This window comes from Nocardia sp. PLKS1-43 (assembly GCF_059510335.1).
The window spans coordinates 572,584-588,112 of sequence record NZ_JCAJZQ010000004.1; the positions used below are offsets into that span (position 1 = coordinate 572,584).

General features: G+C 67.8%; 15 protein-coding genes and 1 pseudogene. 7 read left to right on the plus strand and 9 right to left on the minus strand.

From position 1 onward, the window contains the following. Positions 1–43: 43 nt before the first annotated feature. Genes AC5WS7_RS18300 through AC5WS7_RS18310 form a run of 3 tightly spaced genes read right to left on the minus strand, consistent with a single transcriptional unit; the run spans position 44 to position 3,550 of the window. Positions 44–1,156 (minus strand): M24 family metallopeptidase, encoded by a 1,113-nt coding sequence (locus tag AC5WS7_RS18300; RefSeq protein WP_495955696.1) that lies wholly within the window; start codon positions 1,154–1,156, stop codon positions 44–46. Next, positions 1,146–2,378, minus strand: coding sequence for a M24 family metallopeptidase (locus AC5WS7_RS18305; RefSeq protein WP_495955697.1), 1,233 nt, complete (start codon positions 2,376–2,378; stop codon positions 1,146–1,148). Before AC5WS7_RS18305 ends, AC5WS7_RS18300 begins: the two co-directional genes overlap by 11 nt. 2 nt (positions 2,379–2,380) lie before the next feature. After that, complete coding sequence (locus AC5WS7_RS18310; protein WP_495955698.1) at positions 2,381–3,550, minus strand: amidohydrolase family protein; 1,170 nt, start codon at positions 3,548–3,550, stop codon at positions 2,381–2,383. Positions 3,551–3,966: 416 nt separating this feature from the next. On the opposite strand from AC5WS7_RS18310, the gene AC5WS7_RS18315 reads away from it, so the two are divergent. Both AC5WS7_RS18315 and AC5WS7_RS18320 read left to right on the plus strand, forming a co-directional pair. Next, entirely contained in the window at positions 3,967–4,575 is a 609-nt protein-coding gene (locus AC5WS7_RS18315; RefSeq protein ID WP_495955699.1) for a TetR/AcrR family transcriptional regulator, read from the plus strand. Positions 4,576–4,610: 35 nt separating this feature from the next. Then, entirely contained in the window at positions 4,611–5,117 is a 507-nt protein-coding gene (locus AC5WS7_RS18320; protein WP_495955700.1) for a hypothetical protein, read from the plus strand. 63 nt (positions 5,118–5,180) lie between these two features. Here AC5WS7_RS18320 and AC5WS7_RS18325 read toward each other — a convergent pair whose 3' ends face one another. From AC5WS7_RS18325 to AC5WS7_RS18335, 3 genes are read right to left on the minus strand one after another with little or no spacing between them, the layout of a single operon-like run. Continuing rightward, positions 5,181–5,426, minus strand: a complete 246-nt coding sequence (locus AC5WS7_RS18325) for a hypothetical protein (RefSeq protein WP_495955701.1) — start codon at positions 5,424–5,426, stop codon at positions 5,181–5,183. Between the two features lie 28 nt (positions 5,427–5,454). After that, positions 5,455–6,147 carry an SRPBCC family protein gene (locus tag AC5WS7_RS18330; protein ID WP_495955702.1) on the minus strand — a complete coding sequence of 231 codons (693 nt, stop codon included), beginning with the start codon at positions 6,145–6,147 and terminating at the stop codon, positions 5,455–5,457. A 19-nt stretch (positions 6,148–6,166) separates the two neighbouring features. Further along, positions 6,167–6,670: a (2Fe-2S)-binding protein gene (locus tag AC5WS7_RS18335; protein ID WP_495955703.1), complete on the minus strand. Its 504-nt coding sequence runs from the start codon at positions 6,668–6,670 to the stop codon at positions 6,167–6,169. Positions 6,671–6,767: 97 nt separating this feature from the next. Here AC5WS7_RS18335 and AC5WS7_RS18340 point away from each other — a divergent pair, with 97 nt between their 5' ends. Both AC5WS7_RS18340 and AC5WS7_RS18345 read left to right on the plus strand, forming a co-directional pair. After that, on the plus strand, positions 6,768–6,965 hold the full coding sequence (locus AC5WS7_RS18340; protein ID WP_495955704.1) for a hypothetical protein: 198 nt from the start codon (positions 6,768–6,770) through the stop codon (positions 6,963–6,965). Positions 6,966–7,344: 379 nt separating this feature from the next. Beyond that, a pseudogene (locus AC5WS7_RS18345) lies at positions 7,345–7,413 on the plus strand (hypothetical protein); the annotation flags it as partial. Between the two features lie 158 nt (positions 7,414–7,571). Here AC5WS7_RS18345 and AC5WS7_RS18350 read toward each other — a convergent pair. Together AC5WS7_RS18350 and AC5WS7_RS18355 are read right to left on the minus strand one after the other, a co-directional pair. Further along, a complete protein-coding gene (locus AC5WS7_RS18350) occupies positions 7,572–8,459 on the minus strand; it encodes an FAD binding domain-containing protein (RefSeq protein WP_495955705.1) in 888 nt (295 codons plus the stop codon). After that, a complete protein-coding gene (locus AC5WS7_RS18355; RefSeq protein WP_495955706.1) occupies positions 8,456–10,810 on the minus strand; it encodes a xanthine dehydrogenase family protein molybdopterin-binding subunit in 2,355 nt (784 codons plus the stop codon). The genes AC5WS7_RS18350 and AC5WS7_RS18355 overlap by 4 nt, the downstream gene beginning before the upstream one ends. Before the next feature lie 261 nt (positions 10,811–11,071). Here AC5WS7_RS18355 and AC5WS7_RS18360 point away from each other — a divergent pair, with 261 nt between their 5' ends. Then, on the plus strand, positions 11,072–12,148 hold the full coding sequence (locus tag AC5WS7_RS18360) for an XdhC family protein (RefSeq protein WP_495955707.1): 1,077 nt from the start codon (positions 11,072–11,074) through the stop codon (positions 12,146–12,148). A 54-nt stretch (positions 12,149–12,202) separates the two neighbouring features. Here AC5WS7_RS18360 and AC5WS7_RS18365 read toward each other — a convergent pair whose 3' ends face one another. Beyond that, a complete protein-coding gene (locus AC5WS7_RS18365) occupies positions 12,203–12,862 on the minus strand; it encodes a TetR/AcrR family transcriptional regulator (RefSeq protein WP_495955708.1) in 660 nt (219 codons plus the stop codon). 387 nt (positions 12,863–13,249) lie between these two features. On the opposite strand from AC5WS7_RS18365, the gene AC5WS7_RS18370 reads away from it, so the two are divergent. Continuing rightward, positions 13,250–14,527: a cytochrome P450 gene (locus AC5WS7_RS18370; RefSeq protein ID WP_495955709.1), complete on the plus strand. Its 1,278-nt coding sequence runs from the start codon at positions 13,250–13,252 to the stop codon at positions 14,525–14,527. A 74-nt stretch (positions 14,528–14,601) separates the two neighbouring features. Continuing rightward, positions 14,602–15,441: a mycofactocin-coupled SDR family oxidoreductase gene (locus tag AC5WS7_RS18375; protein WP_495955710.1), complete on the plus strand. Its 840-nt coding sequence runs from the start codon at positions 14,602–14,604 to the stop codon at positions 15,439–15,441. Positions 15,442–15,529: the final 88 nt, after the last annotated feature.

Below are 15,529 nucleotides of genomic sequence, written 5' to 3' on the forward strand. Positions count from 1 at the left end.
GTAGTTGGGGAACAACAGGACCCGGAATGCCGTCCCGGACCGCTCAGTGTTCCCGATGGGGTGCGGAGGTGAGCACCTCGCAGCTGTCGTCGGTGATCAGCACCGCGTCCCGGCCGAACACCGCGCCCAGGCCGGGTTCCCAGACGTAGCCGGTGACCGACAACACCATGCCCGGTTCGAGCCGTTCGGCCTCGGCCGTGGCGCGCAGATGCGGTGAGACGACGGGCGGATCGAACCCCATCCCGAGCCCTCGCGCGACCGGCATCGCGGGCAGCGGCTCGCTCGCGAGGTCGTACGCGGCGAGCAGGCCCGAGGCCGACGCGCCCGGTCGGCAGGCCTCGAACAGCCTGGCCTGCAACGCATCCCAGCGCCGGTACAGCTTGCTCGCCCGGTCGCCGACCGGATAGGTCCGGCCGACCTCGCCGATGTATCCGTCACCCAGGACACCGGCCGAGAACGCCACCAGATCGCCCTCGTGTGCCCGCCGGTCCGCACCGGCCCGCCGCCACGGATGCTCCTTGGAGGTGACCCAGACCGAATCCTGCGAGGCGGGGGTACTGATCCCGCCCGCCGTCATCGCCTCGAGCAGCACACCGGTGAGGTTCTGCTCACCGCTGCCGGGCGCGAGTTCGGCTGCGGCCGCGGCCAGTCCCGCCTCGGCGACCCGCAACGTGCCGCGCAGTACCTCGATTTCCTCGGCGGTCTTGATCCGCCGGGCCGTACGCATCGCCAGTTCGCCATCGACGAACTCGGCCTTCGGAAACGCCAGCGGCAGCAGCTTCGCGAAATTCGGTGAGATCGCATCGGTCCCGACCCGCAGCGCGGTCGATGCGCCTGGGATATCTCGCAGTGCCGCAATGGTATTCATCGGATTCCACATCATCCCGTACAGATGATCGTGCGGAATGTCCTCCGGCACGCCCTCGTCCCAGGTACTCAGCAGATGGACCGCGCCGGTCTCGCGCACCACCGTGGCCACCGGCCCGAACGGGCGGGTTCCGGCGACCCACAGCTGTGGTGCGCCCGCGACGTAGCGGGCGTTGGCCTGCCGACCGAGTACGAGGACGTCCAGGTCATGGGCTTTCATCTGTGCCAGTGCGCGATCGCGCCGCCCGTGCCGCAGGGCGCGATCGTCCGGCATCACCTCAGTGCCCATAGGGCGCATACGGGTAGTCGGTCAGGGCGATCGAGCCCTCTTCGGTGATCACGATGATTTCCTCGCTTCGGTAGCCGCCGGTGCCGTCCTCCCAGACGACCGGTTCCAGGACCAGCACCATGTTCGGTTCGAAGATGAAGTTCTCGTCGAACTCCGCGCCGAGATCCGTTCCGATCATGGGTGTTTCGGCCGCGCTGACCCCGATCCCGTGACCGAGGTAGAAATGCGGCAGCCAAGGTTCGACTCCGTCGTTGGCGGCCGTGGCCGCGCGCGCGAGATCCGCGGCGCTCGCCCCGGCTTTCGTGACCTCGAGTACCGCGGTCAAGATCTCGTGCCAGCGCTCGAACTGCTTGTGCTGCCGCGCATTCGGCTCCGTGCCGACGGTCCAGGTCCGGCCGAAATCGGAGCAGTAGCCGCCGTAGGTGATGCTCACGTCGGTCCACAGCACGTCACCGGCGGCGAGTTCGCGTTCGGTGGTGAGCAGCGGCAGCGCCAGATCGCCGTGTGTGGTCCACACGCCCTGGGCCTTGGTGTCCGGCATGACCTGCCAGATCGCGTCGAGCATGGTGGCGGTCGCGCCTAATTCGAAGGCCCGGCGCACGAAGCGCGCGGACAGATCGATCTGGCGGCGTCCGGGGGCCAGCGCCGCCTGCACGTCGACCATGGCCTGATCGGTGATGCGTGCCGCGGTGCGGATGCAGGCGATCTCGTCGGGGGTCTTGATCAGTTTGGCCGGGCCGACGACCAATGATGCGTCGGTCGGCGCCCCGCCGGGGAACAGCTCTGTGTGCGCCCGCAGCATCGCCCCGGTGGACTCGTCGACCGCGACGGCCGACCCGGACGGGATCAGGTCCGCGAGGATCTTCGCGAATTCCGTGACGCCCTCGTCGAATTCGAGATAGACCGGACCGTGCAGATGGTCCGCGGGCAGGTCGGCCTCGGCCGAGGTTCCCTCCCGGAACGGCAGGAACAGGTGCGGCCACGGATCACCCGCGACCACGACCGCGACCGGTCGCTCGACATGCGACAGACCCGCATCGCCCAGGGGCCAGTTGGCCCCGGTGGCGTAGACGACATTGCTGTTGTTCAGCAGAACCAGCGCGTCGACTCCCTGAGCGGCCATGGCCGAGCGCAGCCGCGCGCCGGTCTCGCGGCGCATCCGCGCGCGGTCGGGCACCTCGGGGATCACGAGCGCCGGCGTGCCGGTGGTGGACGATGTCATGGCTACAGGCCCAGGAATTCGGTGATGTTGCCACTGACGATCTTGGCCGCGTCCTGCGGCCCGACCGCCTGGACCACGCCGGCCAGCGACTTTTCCGAGTAGCCCCAGGTGCTCTCGTTGTGCGGGTAGTCCGAGGACCACATCACCCGGTCGCGCCCGATGTGATCGATCAGCGACAGGCCCAGCGGATCCACCATGAACGACGCCCGCATGTGGTTGTCCCAGTAGTAGCGCACCTCGTGGTCGATCGGCCGGTTGTACATGTGCTTGTAGGAGGCGTTCATGTGCTCGGCGTCCTGGATGGCCGAGGGCACCCAGTTGATGCCGCCTTCGAACCAGCCGATGCTCAGGCCCGGATGCCGGTCGATGATGCCGCTGAACACGTACTTGGAGAACAACTCCCGGAACGGCGCGACATTGTGCATCATGCCGACCACCACGCTGTTGACCTCGCACGGCGCGGACAGCGGGGATTCGCCGATGTGATGGGAGACCGGCACGCCGGACTCCTCGATCGCGTCCCACACCGGGATCATCGCGGTGCTGCCGTAGTCGATGACGTTGCCGTCGTCGTCCTTGCCGGCCGACAGCGGCAGCAGGAATGTCTTGAGTCCCAACGATTTCAGCTCGTCGAGGGTGCGCCGGGCGCCAGCCGGATCCCACCAGTTGATCAGTCCGACGCCGTAGAAGCTGCCGCCCGAGCGTTCCTGCAGATCGGCGATGTACTCGTTGTACACCCGGAACGCCAGCTCCCGGACCTCCTTGTCCGGGTAGAACAGCAAGGCCAGCAACGCGTTCGGGAAGGCGAGCTCCTTGGCGATGCCGTCCGCGCGCAGATCCGCGGCGCGCGCCTCGAAATTCGCGCTGCCCGAACCGTCCAGCGGGTCGTACTGCATCAGCACACTGCTGAAATCACCGGGCAGGAAGGACTTCCCCTTGCGGCCGATCTGGAATGCGCCGTCCTCATACCAGATCCGCGGCGCGCGGTCCTTCATGTTCTCCGGGAACCGCTCGTAGAAGATGTCGTCGGCCAGGGAGATGTGGTTGTCGGCCGAGAAGACCTCGGTGCCCTCGGGGAGGCCCACCGAACCGCGCGCGTGGCCGCGACGATCCTTCGGTGGCCCGAATCCGCCGGGCGGGTACAACGAAGCACTGCTGGTGGGAACCGACATCTTGACCCTCCAAGGGAGTTCTCGTTTCGCGGGATCGGTGCCTGGTCGACGGTCGGCCGGGGCTGGTTCGGGCGCGGCCCCGTGGTGCTCGCGCGGCTCTCCGGCGGCGCCGTGCACGCGCGGGCCGCGGGTGCCGTCCCGATGACCGTGAATCCCGGTGGGAATGAAGTTATCACAAAGTGAGAGGCTGACGCAGCATACTCGACTGTCCATGGCTATGTTTACGCAGCTCAGCAGGCGAGAATGAGATTATCGTCAACTGTCGCCGCTCGAACGGCTGAAAGGAAATCGGCGGGGCCCGGGGGCAAGTGGGCTGGTCGCGGCGGGTGCGCCGGACTTGCTCGGCTGAGACCCTTGTCACATCGCGTCAACCAACCTACTGTGTGTTCACTAGGTTTCATGGAAGAGAGCTTCTCGTGACCGATCCTCGTCCCTATGCCTCGCTGCGTGCCAAGGGCGAAGACCGCCGCCAGCGCATCCTCGAGGTCGCCCAGCGACTTCTCACCCGGAACGGTTGGCGCAGTACGACTTTGGCGCAGATCGCCGGTGAGGCCGGCGTGAGTCCGGCCGGGCTGCTGCATCACTTCCAGTCCAAGGACCAGCTGCTGCACGCGGTGCTGGACGCCCGCGACGCCGACGACGCCGCCGATACCGACCTCAGCGGTGATCTGGTCGTGGAGATCCGCAAGGTCGCCGACCGCATGGAACGCTCACCCGATCTGGTGGGCACCTTCGTCGTGCTGCTCGTGGAGAACCTGGTGCCCGAGGCTCCGCTGCACGACCGCATGCTCGACCGATGGAAAGTGGCGGTCGGCATCGTCGCCGACATCATCCGTCGCAATCAGGAGACCGGACGGTATCGGGCCGACGTCGATCCCGACATCCGAGCTATGGAAATCGTCGCTTTCATCAATGGAATGGAGATGTCATGGCTGCTCGATCACTCGATCCCGCTGCCCGAAGTGTTCGCCGAGTACACGAAATCACTGGCTCGCGATCTGGCTCCGGACGTTCCGGTGAACTGACCGACGCCGATCGGTCCGGTGACCAGCGGGGCACCATGCGATACCGGCTCGACGTCGTGGCGACCAGTGTCGCCGATGTCGTCGAACACGCCGGAGGCTGGCTGTTCGACCGCTCGATCGCGGGCTGGGAGGTCACCGTTCTGGTGGCCGATCCCTCGGACCCGCGTCCGTTGCGCATACTCGGCGCGGACGCGATCGCGCTGGAGGAGGTGCTCGCCTCGCACGGGCAGGGCCGTAGGCCGCATGCGCTGGCGGTGGCTTGCGATGTGTGCCAAGGGGATCCGCGTGCGCGCCGCGGTCTGCTCAAGGCGCTGGGGGACGGCGGGATCGAGGTCGTGGTCTGGGGCGAGGGCTGGCCGGCGCCGCCCGAGCACCGGGTCGACCCGGTACTGCACCGGTTGAGTGTCGCCGCACAGGCGTTCAAGGCTCAGGCCCTGACCGCGGCCGCGCGGCCGGTGGCCTCGGTCGGTACCACCGAGGTTTTCCGCAGCGGGCTGTCGTCCTTCCCGCCGGTGGGTGCGGATCTCAGTCCGGTCGGCTGAGCGAGAGTTCGCCGGACCGCGTGCCGCGCCCGGACCGGACGCGGCGACTGGGCATGGACGAGGTCAGTCCCACAGGCCCGCACAGGGCAGGGAGGGCAGCTCCGGCCGGACGTCGTCGTCGACCGTGACGGTGATCCCGGCGTTCGTGCGTAATTCCGCGACTATGTCCGCGATCTGCTCGGCACATGCCTGGTAGTCCGCCGAGACCGCACCGGCCTCGATCCGGATGTGCCTGATGCGACGGGGCGGCGTCTGCACCGCCGTACCGCCGAGGGGCCCTTGGAGCGTGACGTCATCGTCACGTGACAACACTTTCTTCCCTCCGGATGAGGCGGTCTCAATCGGCCGCGCGCGTAGATCGCCTGCGTTTGAGCAGGGCGAATAGCAAACCGGCGACCACCAGTAGTGCGATCCCGCCATATCGCGCCGTCGAACTCGCGCCCGCGGTGGCGAGTAGATCGATCGGCTCGGCGGGCGGACGGGCCGACGGGGTCGCCGCCGCGGCGGGTGCGGGAGTGTGCTCCGATGCGTTCGGTGCGGTGCCCACGGCGGACGGGGATGGGGCGTCCGCCGCGGGTTCCTGCGCCGCGGCGGTGATCTCCGCGGCGAGATTGGTGGCGAACTGGCCGATCAGGGTGCCCGCCACATCAGCGAGCGCGCCGCGCCCGAACTGGGCCGGCTTCCCGGTGATCGACAGTTCGGTATCGACGAAAACGTCTGTGGCGCCGTCGGATTCGACCAGACGGCAGGTGATGGTCGCCTTGGCCGTGCCGTTGCCGCGCACTTCCCGCCCGCGTCCCTCGAGCACGGCGATACCGGCGGACTCGTCCTGCGAGACCACGGTGATGACGCCGCTGTAGCTCAGCCCCACCGGACCCAGTTTGACCTTGATCCGTCCGTGGAAATCGTCGCCGTCGCGCGAGGTGATGGTCGCGCCCGGAACGCAGGGGGCGATTCGTTCCAGATCCAGCAGGACGGGCCAGGCCTGCGCGGCCGGAACCGGGATACTGAAGGTGTTGTCGAGTTTCATCGCCAGATCCTTTACGTGCTCACGCCTGCTGCGCGGTGGGCGCGGCGGCGGTGTGGTTCGAGTCGGCGGCGGCGCGGACCGCGCGGACGATGCCCTGATATCCGGTGCAGCGGCACAGGTTTCCGGATATCGCCTCGCGAATCTCGGCGTCGGTCGGGTTCGGGTTCTCGGCCAGGAAGGCAGTGACCGTGACGATGAAGCCGGGAGTGCAGAAGCCGCACTGCAGACCGTGCTCGTCCCGGAAGGCCGCCTGCACCGGCGACAGCTCACCGTCCGGTTCGGCGACACCCTCGACGGTGGTGACCTCCGAACCATCGGCCTGCACGGCGAACATCAGGCACGAGCGCACGGCGGCGCCGTCCACCAGCACCGTGCACGCGCCGCAGACGCCGTGTTCACAGCCCAGATGAGTACCGGTCAGCCCGCACCGCTCACGCAGGTAGTCGGCGAGGGTCAGCCGCGCCGGCACCCGATCGCGGTGCCGCGCGCCGTTGACGCGGACCTCGATATCCAGCTCAGTCATCAGGGCTCCACCCTGGAGACGCCGTGATGCGTGGCGGAGAGGAAGAGGTGGGAGTGTCGGATTGGTCGCATGACAATCTTTTCGATAGTATGTTCGAATGGATGAGGTGGTGCGGTCCACCTACCGGCTGCGGCCCGGGCGCACCGCCGAGACGGCGCTGCTGGCTGAGTGGGGCCGCTGCCGGTGGTTGTGGAATGAGGCGGTGCACCAGCAGAAAACCGGGCAGAAACCGACGTTCGCGCGGGCTCGGGAAGCTGCTCACCGGAGCGCGCGCGAGATTGCGGTGGTTGCGTGAGGGGTCTCAGGTCGCTCAACAGCAGATGCTTCGCAATTATGCCCAAGCGTTGGACCACTCGTTCAACGTGACCAAGCACGGTCGCCCGAAGGTGAAGTCTCGCAAGACTTCCTTGCCGTCGTTGGAGTACACGACGCGTGGGTTCTCGGTCCGTGATGGGCACTTGGTGTTGCCGAAGGGCGTCACGGTCCCGGTGGTGTGGTCGCGAGATCTGCCGTCGCCGCCGACGTCGGTTCGCGTCTATCGCGACAGCCTCGGATACTGGTATGCCTCGTTCGTCGTGCGCCGAGAAGTCGAGTCCTATCCGCGTGGTCGAGGCGGTATTGGCATCGACTGGGGTGTGTCCACCACAGCGGCCACTACCGATCCTTATACGACCATGACGTGCAGTCGGTGTTTCGCGAGAACCAAGCAACTCGAACTGCACGAGAGAGACTTCCGGTGCACAGACTGCGGCCACGCCGACAGTCGAGACCGGAACGCCGCCAGAGTGATTCTGGCCGTGGCAGAACGGGGTCACGTCAGTGTCGATGATGTAAGACAATCGGATCACCTCCTCCGGGCGGGTGGTTCGGTTGCGGTCCGAGCTGGAAAATCTCCCGTCTTTCAGACGGGAGAACCGTTAACGCTCGCCTCCTGTACGGCGCGTGGCCACGCCCGCGCCACCATGGCCGCTCCGAGTCGGCGGCGATACCCGGCCGAACCGTGCACATCGGCCGGAATGGCATTCAGCCCCGCCGTCGCGCTCGCGCCGACCTCCTCGGCTGCCACCTCGGCGACCGGCCGGCCGAGTAGTTCGGCCTCGGTCGCGCGCGCCCGGACCGGGGTCGGGGCCAAGCCGAACAATCCGATGGCGCAGTGCGAGATTCGCGAGTCCGCGTCCAGCTGGACCGCCAGGGTCGCGCCCGCCATCGCGAAATCGCCGGTGCGGCGGGCGAACTCGTCGATGGCGAAACCGGATCGGCCGTGCCGCACCGGGAACCGGATCGCGGTGACGATCTCGTCCGGTTCCAGCGCGGTACTCCACATCCCGGTGAAGAACTCCGCGGCGGCGATCGTGCGCGGCCCGCGCGGAGACAGCGCCTCGATATCGGCATCGAGAGTCGCTGCGACAGCGGGATATTCGCCCGCCGCGTCGGCGTGGGCGATCGCGCCGCCGATCGTGCCGCGATTGCGGATCTGGAAATGCCCGATCAGCGGGGTGGCCCGGGACAACAGCGGCACCGTCCGGCGGATGTCGGCCGATGCGCCGACGGCCGCGTGCGTCGTGCCCGCGCCGATCCGCACCGAATCCGGCCCGATCTCGATCCCGCGCAGCTCGCCCGGACGGCGCAGATCCACCAGATGGTCGAACACGGCCAGTCGCAACGCGAGCATCGGCACCAGGCTCTGCCCGCCCGCGATGATCTTGGCGTCCTCACCGAGTTCGGCCAGCAGCGTGACGGCCTCGGCGGCAGTGGCGGGCGAATGATATTCGAAGGCAGCCGGTTTCATCGTTCCGCCTCCTGGCCGCCGCGTGCCCGGTCGAGCAGTTCGACGATCCGGCCGGGGGACAGCGGCAGATCGCGGATCTGGACGCCGAACGGGGAGAGCGCGTCGGCGACCGCATTGAGCACCGCGGGGGCCGAACCGATCGCGCCGCCCTCGCCGACGCCCTTGAAACTGCCGGGTCCCGGACTGGGCGTCAGCACGTGCCCGACCTCGATCGTGGGCACCTCGGTCGCGGTCGGCAGCAGATAGTCCAGGAAGGTCGTGGCGATGGGATTGCCGTCCTCGTCGTAGGGCAGATGTTCGTACAGCGCGCCGCCGATGCCCTGCACGGTTCCGCCGTAGATCTGGCCCTCGACCACATTGGGATTGATCATCGGGCCGCAGTCCTCACTGACGATGTAGCGCAGCAGCGTGACCTCACCGGTCTCGATATCGACCTCGCAGGTGCACGCGTGCGTCGCGTTGGCCCAGATCGCGATCTGTGGTGTCTTGTGCCGCCCGCTGGCCTCGAGTCCCGGCGTCGTGCCCGGCGGCAGGGTGTCCGGTTGGAAGTAGGCGATATCGGCGATCTCGCGCAGGCTCAGGCCGGCGTCGGGATTCCCCCGCACGGTGGCGCGGCTGGCGGCGAGGTCGATCTGTTCGGGCGTGGTGTTCAGCCGATGCGCCGCGATCGCCCGGATCTTCTCCCGCAGCACCGCCGCGGTCTGTTCGATCGCGCCCGCGGTCATCGAACCCGAGCGGCTGCCGCCGGTGCCGCCGCCGAACGGGGTGATCGCGGTGTCGCCCTGAATGGTTCGCACATCGGCCAGCGTCGCGCCCAGGGCGTCGGCGGTGAGCTGGACCACGGTCGTCTCCAGGCTGTTGCCGGCCGACCCGCCCGCGACGTAGACGTTGACCTTTCCGCTGGGTTCGATCCGGATGGTCGCGCCCTCGGTGGCCAGGAACGGGGTGGCGCCCGTGGTCGGCTCCACATAGGTGCAGGTGCCGACGCCGAGGTAGCGGCCCCGGGCGCGAGCCTGGCGCTGGTCGCGGCGGAAGCCCTCGTAGTCCAGCATCTCCACGGCCTGCTCCAGCGTTTCCAGCGGGGAGATGTTGTCGTAGGTCATGCCGTTCGGATTCGCCCACGGTAATTCGTCGCGGCGCAGCATATTTCGCCGGCGCAGCTCGATCGGATCGATACCGATCCGGCGCGCCGCGTGATCGAGCAGCACCTCGCGCGCGACCGATTCGAACTGCCAGGGCCCGCGATAGGCCACGCGGCCAACGGTATTGGAATACCGGAACTTCGCGCTGAAGGAGGCGTCGGTGATTCGATACGGGCCGGGGAACAGGATGCCGACGGGAATGCCGCCGGTGATCGGCGAGGGCGTCGGATACGCCCCGACGTTCTGCACATGCGCTATCGATGCCGCCAGGATCCGGCCCTCGGCATCGAAAGCCATTGCGGCTTCGGCATGTTCGTGCCGCGACATGCCCGAGGCCATCAGATTCTCCTGGCGGTCCTCGATCCATTTCACCGCGCGGCCCAGATCCCGCGCGGCGAGCAGGACGCAGGTCTCCTCGCGCAGCGGCAGCTGCTTGAGTCCGAAACCGCCGCCGGTGTCGCGGGCGATCACCCGGACCTGGTGTTCGTCCGCGCCGACCAGTCGCGCGCAGAAGGCGCGCACCTCGTGCGGGGACTGGGTGGAGATCCACACCGTCATCTCCGCCATCGGTGCGGACCATTCCGCGACCAACCCTCGGGTCTCCATCGGGACCGGCAGATACGCCTGCTGAAAGATGCTCTGGCGCACCACATGTGCGGCCGAGTCGAAGATCGGCTCCAGGTCGGCGGCGGGCCGCCCGCCCATCTCCCCGGCGGAATTGCCCGCGAATCCGGCGTGCACCAGATTCGGGGACGTGTCGGCGGTGACGTAGTCGACCACCGGGTCCAGCGGGTCGTAGTCGACGATCACCAGTTCGGCGGCGTCCTCGGCGATGTATCGATCCACCGCGATCACCAGGGCGACCGGATCCCCGACGAACCGCACCTCCTCCTCGGCCAGCGGCGGGCGCGGCACCGGCGGCATACCGACCATGTCCAGGTCGTAGGAGATCTCGTGTGCGGTGGGGTTGAGATCCGCGGCGGTGTAGACGGCCAGGACGCCGTCGAGTCGCCGCGCCGCGGAGACGTCGACCTCGCCGATGCGGGCGCGGGCGAGCGGGCTGCGCACGAAGCAGGCGTGCACCATGCCGGGACGGGTGACGTCATCGACGAAGGTGCCCGCACCGGTGACCAGTCGCGCGTCCTCGAGGCGCGGTATCCGGGCGCCGACGGCCCTGGTGATCCCGGTGGCGGTTTGCGCGCCGGTCATCGCCGGGCTCGATCCGGGGGCCGCGTCGCGCGGCGGAACCGCCTGGTAGCGATCATCGGGCCGCTCCTTCGCTCACGGCGGGTCCCGAGCAGCTGTCTGCCATGACGGTGCACGCCCCTCCGATGTCGTATATGCCAATAATGAGTATGACATTATAGTGCTACGAGAATGACAGTCTCGTCCACTTGTGAAGCGCCGCCGATTCGGTGGCGGGCGCGGCGGGCCGGCTCGGCCCGCAGCCGACGATCGCCGGAGGTCAACGTGCGCGAACTCGGCACGCAACTGCTGCGATGGCACGCCGCGGACACCGTTTACGCCCTCGCGACCGTGGTCGGCGTGCGCGGCAGCGCGCCGCTGCCGCTGGGAGCCACCATGGCGGTGGACGAGTCGGGAATCGTGCGGGGGAGCGTGTCGGGTGGTTGTGTCGAGGGCGCGGTTCACGACCTGTGCCGGGAGGTGATCGCGACCGGTGCGCCGGTGCGCCGCCGATTCGGCTTCAGCGATTCCGACGCCTTCGCGGCCGGCCTGACCTGCGGCGGTGAACTGGACATCTTCGTGCACCGGATCGGCGCGGCCGAGCGTGCGGCGGTCGAGGCCGCACTGGATCCGGCCGCGGCGGTCGCGGTGGTGCGAGATCTGGAGTCGGGTGCGATGGCGACGGTCGGTTCCGATGAGGTGGCGGGGCCGGAATTGGATCCGGCGATCGTTCGCCTGGCGCGGGCGATGCTCGATACCGGGGCCAGTGGGGTGCGCGTGGTCGGCTGCGCCGACCGCGAGCGGACGGTGTTCGTGACCTCTTTCACCACGCCGCCGCGCATGATCATCTGTGGCGCAACGGATTTCAGTGCCGCGCTGGCGCGGCTCGGCCGGTTGCTCGGCTATCGGGTGACCGTCGTCGAGGCGCGTCCGGCCTTCGCGGACTCGGCCCGGATTCCCGATGCGCAGGAGGTGGTGCGGGCATGGCCGGATCGTTATCTGCGCTCGACGCCGGTCGACGCGCGCACGGTGATCTGCGTGCTGACCCACGACCCGAAGTTCGACATCCCGGTGCTCGTGACGGCGTTGCGGCTCCCGGTGGCCTATGTCGGCGCGATGGGCTCGCGGCGCGCGGACCGCGATCGGCGTCGCCGGTTGCGGGAGGCCGGGCTCACCGAGACCGAAATGCGTTGTCTGCGTTCACCGATCGGCCTGGAACTGGGCGGGCAGACGCCCGAGGAGACGGCGGTGGCGATCGGTGCGGAGATCGTCGCGGTCCGGCGCGGCGGCTCCGCGCTCGCGCTCTCGGCGACCGACCGGCCGATCCACCCCGCGACGACCGACCGGCGCGCCGCCGGGTGAGCACCGATGCCGCGAGCGAATCCGCGAAACCGTGAAGAGTGCTGCCGCGGAAAGTTATTCGTCCCGGCGGACGAATCCGCGGGCGCAGAAGTCCCACGCCTCGTCGGCGGTGATCGGCTGCTGGCCCTCGTCCCCGGACGTTCCGGCGGCCTGTGCGATGAACATCAGGGTCTGCATGAGCATGGCCGCGGTCCGCCGCGAGGTGACCTCCGAACGCAACTGCCCGGCCTCCCGGGCCACATCCATCAGTTCGGTGAACAGCGTGAGCATCGGCTCGTGCGCGGTCTTCACGTGACCGGGATGCGAGATCAGCAGCTGGGGTGCGAAATCGGTGAACAGCGGACGCGCGGTGTCCGGATCGGGCCGGCACAGTTCGAACAGCAACACCGCTGCGGTGCGCAACTTGTCCAGCGGCTGTGTGCGGCCGTCGGCCGCGGCGCGCAACTGATCGGCGGTGCGGCTGAGCGCATCCTCGAACAGGGCGAGCAGAAGTTCGTGCTTACCGTCGAACTGCATGTAGAAGCTGCGCAGTGACTGGCGGGAGCGGTCGACGACCTCCTGAACGGTGAAGTCCGTCGTGCCCTTCTCGGTGATGATCACTTGGGCGGCGTCCAGGAACCGCTGTACCCGCTGCTCGGCACGCAGTTTGGCGGTGTGCAGCGACCGTTCGACGGCGCGCTGCTTCCAGGCTGGTTTCTCGCTCGGGCTGGTCACCGGCGCCTCGTTCCCTGGTCATCTGATGAGAACATGGATGTACTATATAGGAGAATGAGATATTATTCTGACGATGACAGCATTCTCCTATCATCTGACCGCCAATAGGCTCCCGGGTAGTGAGAATGTCATTCTCGAATCTGTCATGCGCGAGCTGAAGCCGGGGGTCCTCCGGGCAGTGTGAGCGTTCCCGGGCGGCCGCGCCCGACGAACTCGCCGATCTCGCGTCGCCCCGCTCGCCGAAGTGCGGAACCTCTGATTTCGCGATCATTTCGCCGAGGCGACCCACTCGTCCAGGCCGGTTGGACCGTGCGAGAATGCCATTCGCAGCAGAGAGTAACTGTGTTACCATCCGTATGTTGCCCAGCTCACTCAGGAGTTCTCCGGATGGTTGATTTCGATTCGGTCGATTACTTCACCGACCCGTCACTGGTGCCCGACCCGCACCCGTACTTCGATCACATGCGGGCCAAATGCCCGGTGTCGCAGGAGTCGCATCACGGCGTGTACGCGGTCACCGGATACGAGGAAGCGGCCGAGGTGTTCAAGGATCCGGACCTGTTCTCCTCGGTGATCTCGGTCGGTGGCCCCTTCCCGCCGCTGCCGTTCGAGATCGAGGGCGATGACATCGGCGCGCTGATCGAGCAGCACCGCGCCGGGATGCCGATGTCCGAGCACATGGTCACGATGGATCCGCCGCAGCACACGTACGCGCGCTCCCTGCTCAACCGCCTGCTCACCCCGGCGCGGTTGAAGGAGAACGAGGACTTCATGTGGCGGCTGGCGGACCGCCAGCTGGACGAGTTCGTGCGCAACGGCAGTTGTGAATTCCTCGCCGAGTACTCCAAACCCTTTGCGCTGCTTGTGGTTGCCGATGTGCTGGGTGTGCCGGAGGAGGATCACCAGCAGTTCCGCATCGTGCTCGGCGCCGAGCGTCCGGGTACCCGGGTCGGCGCGCTGGACGACGACATCGTCGTCGGCAATCCGCTCGAATGGCTGGACGAGAAGTTCAGCGCCTACATCAGCGAGCGGCGCGAGAATCCGCGCGACGACGTGCTGACCCAGCTGGCACAGGCGAAGTATCCGGACGGGTCAACCCCCGAGGTGATCGACGTCGTGCGGTCCGCGACCTTCCTGTTCGGCGCGGGTCAGGAGACCACGGCCAAACTGCTCGGCTCCGCGCTGCGAATCCTGGGCGAGCGGCCCGACATCCAGGACGCGCTGCGCGCGGACCGCAGCAGGATCCCGGTGTTCATCGAGGAGTCGCTGCGGTTGGATGCGCCGGTCAAGAGCGGATTCCGGCTGGCCAAGCGGGCCACGACCGTGGGCGGTGTCGAGTTGCCCGTCGGCGCCACGGTGATGGTCTGCCCCGGTGCGGCCAACCGCGACCCGCGCCGCTTCGAGAACCCGCACGAATTCCGATTGGACCGCAAGAACTTTCGCGAGCACATGGCGTTCGGCCGAGGTAATCACACCTGCCCGGGCTCACCGCTGGCGCGCGCCGAGGGGCGCATCTCCATCGAGCGGATCCTCGACCGGATGCTGGACATCCGCATCGATCCCGAATACCACGGCCCCGAGGGTGATCGGCACTTCGACTACGAGCCGACCTACATCCTGCGCGGCCTGTCCAACCTGCACATCACCTTCACTCCGAATCTCTGAAGCGCGGATTCCCCTGCACGCCAGGCCCTTCCCTGGGACGGGCCAGTTCGACAGCACAACGAATCGAGGAAGAAATGACCGGACGGGTCGAGGGCAAGGTCGCCTTCATCACGGGTGCGGCACGAGGTCAGGGCCGCAGTCACGCGGTGCGGCTGGCCCAGGAGGGCGCGGACATCATCGCCGTGGATGTCTGCAAGCCGGTGAGCGGCAGCGATGCCATCGCGGCGTCCACGCCGGCCGATCTGGCCGAAACCGCCGACCTGGTCAAGGGTTTGGGGCGCCGGATCGTCACGGCCGAGGTCGACGTGCGTGACTTCGACGCGTTGCAGGCCGCGGTCGACAGCGGCGTCGAGCAACTGGGCCGGCTGGACATCATCGTCGCGAACGCCGGTATCGGCAACGGCGGCGACACGCTGGACAAGACCAGCGAGCAGGACTGGGACACCATGATCGGGATCAACCTCTCGGGTGTCTGGAAGACGGCGAAAGCCGGTATCCCGCATGTGCTTTCGGGCGGTCGTGGCGGCTCGATCATTCTGACCAGCTCGGTGGGCGGGCTCAAGGCGTACCCGAACACCGGTCACTACATCGCCGCCAAGCACGGCGTGGTCGGCCTGATGCGGGCCTTCGCGGTGGAGCTGGGCCAGCATTCGATCCGGGTGAACTCGGTGCATCCGACCAACGTCAACACTCCGATGTTCATGAACGACGCCACCATGAAGCTGTTCCGCCCGGACCTGGAGAACCCGACCAAGGAGGATTTCGCTCCGGTCGCGCAGTTCATGCACGTCCTCCCGGTCGGCTGGGTCGAACCGGTGGACATCAGCAACGCGGTGCTGTTCCTGGCCTCCGACGAGTCGCGGTACATCACCGGCCTGCCGATGACGGTCGACGCGGGCAGCACGCTGAAGTAACTCCCGCCGAAACCCGTTGTCCGCGTGGGCACCTGTTCGCCCACGCGGACAACGGGTCTGTTCTCACACGTCGTTCGCGGGCTGGGTG

Excerpts from the sequence above, each read along its gene's own strand:
- AC5WS7_RS18300 (WP_495955696.1), bottom strand. The coding sequence starts at position 1,156 with ATGGGCACTGAGGTGATGCCGGACGATCGCGCCCTGCGGCACGGGCGG.
- AC5WS7_RS18305 (WP_495955697.1), bottom strand. The coding sequence starts at position 2,378 with ATGACATCGTCCACCACCGGCACGCCGGCGCTCGTGATCCCCGAGGTG.
- AC5WS7_RS18310 (WP_495955698.1), bottom strand. The coding sequence starts at position 3,550 with ATGTCGGTTCCCACCAGCAGTGCTTCGTTGTACCCGCCCGGCGGATTC.
- AC5WS7_RS18320 (WP_495955700.1), top strand. The coding sequence starts at position 4,611 with ATGCGATACCGGCTCGACGTCGTGGCGACCAGTGTCGCCGATGTCGTC.
- AC5WS7_RS18330 (WP_495955702.1), bottom strand. The coding sequence starts at position 6,147 with ATGAAACTCGACAACACCTTCAGTATCCCGGTTCCGGCCGCGCAGGCC.
- AC5WS7_RS18335 (WP_495955703.1), bottom strand. The coding sequence starts at position 6,670 with ATGACTGAGCTGGATATCGAGGTCCGCGTCAACGGCGCGCGGCACCGC.
- AC5WS7_RS18340 (WP_495955704.1), top strand. The coding sequence starts at position 6,768 with ATGGATGAGGTGGTGCGGTCCACCTACCGGCTGCGGCCCGGGCGCACC.
- AC5WS7_RS18350 (WP_495955705.1), bottom strand. The coding sequence starts at position 8,459 with ATGAAACCGGCTGCCTTCGAATATCATTCGCCCGCCACTGCCGCCGAG.
- AC5WS7_RS18355 (WP_495955706.1), bottom strand. The coding sequence starts at position 10,810 with ATGACCGGCGCGCAAACCGCCACCGGGATCACCAGGGCCGTCGGCGCC.
- AC5WS7_RS18370 (WP_495955709.1), top strand. The coding sequence starts at position 13,250 with ATGGTTGATTTCGATTCGGTCGATTACTTCACCGACCCGTCACTGGTG.
- AC5WS7_RS18375 (WP_495955710.1), top strand. The coding sequence starts at position 14,602 with ATGACCGGACGGGTCGAGGGCAAGGTCGCCTTCATCACGGGTGCGGCA.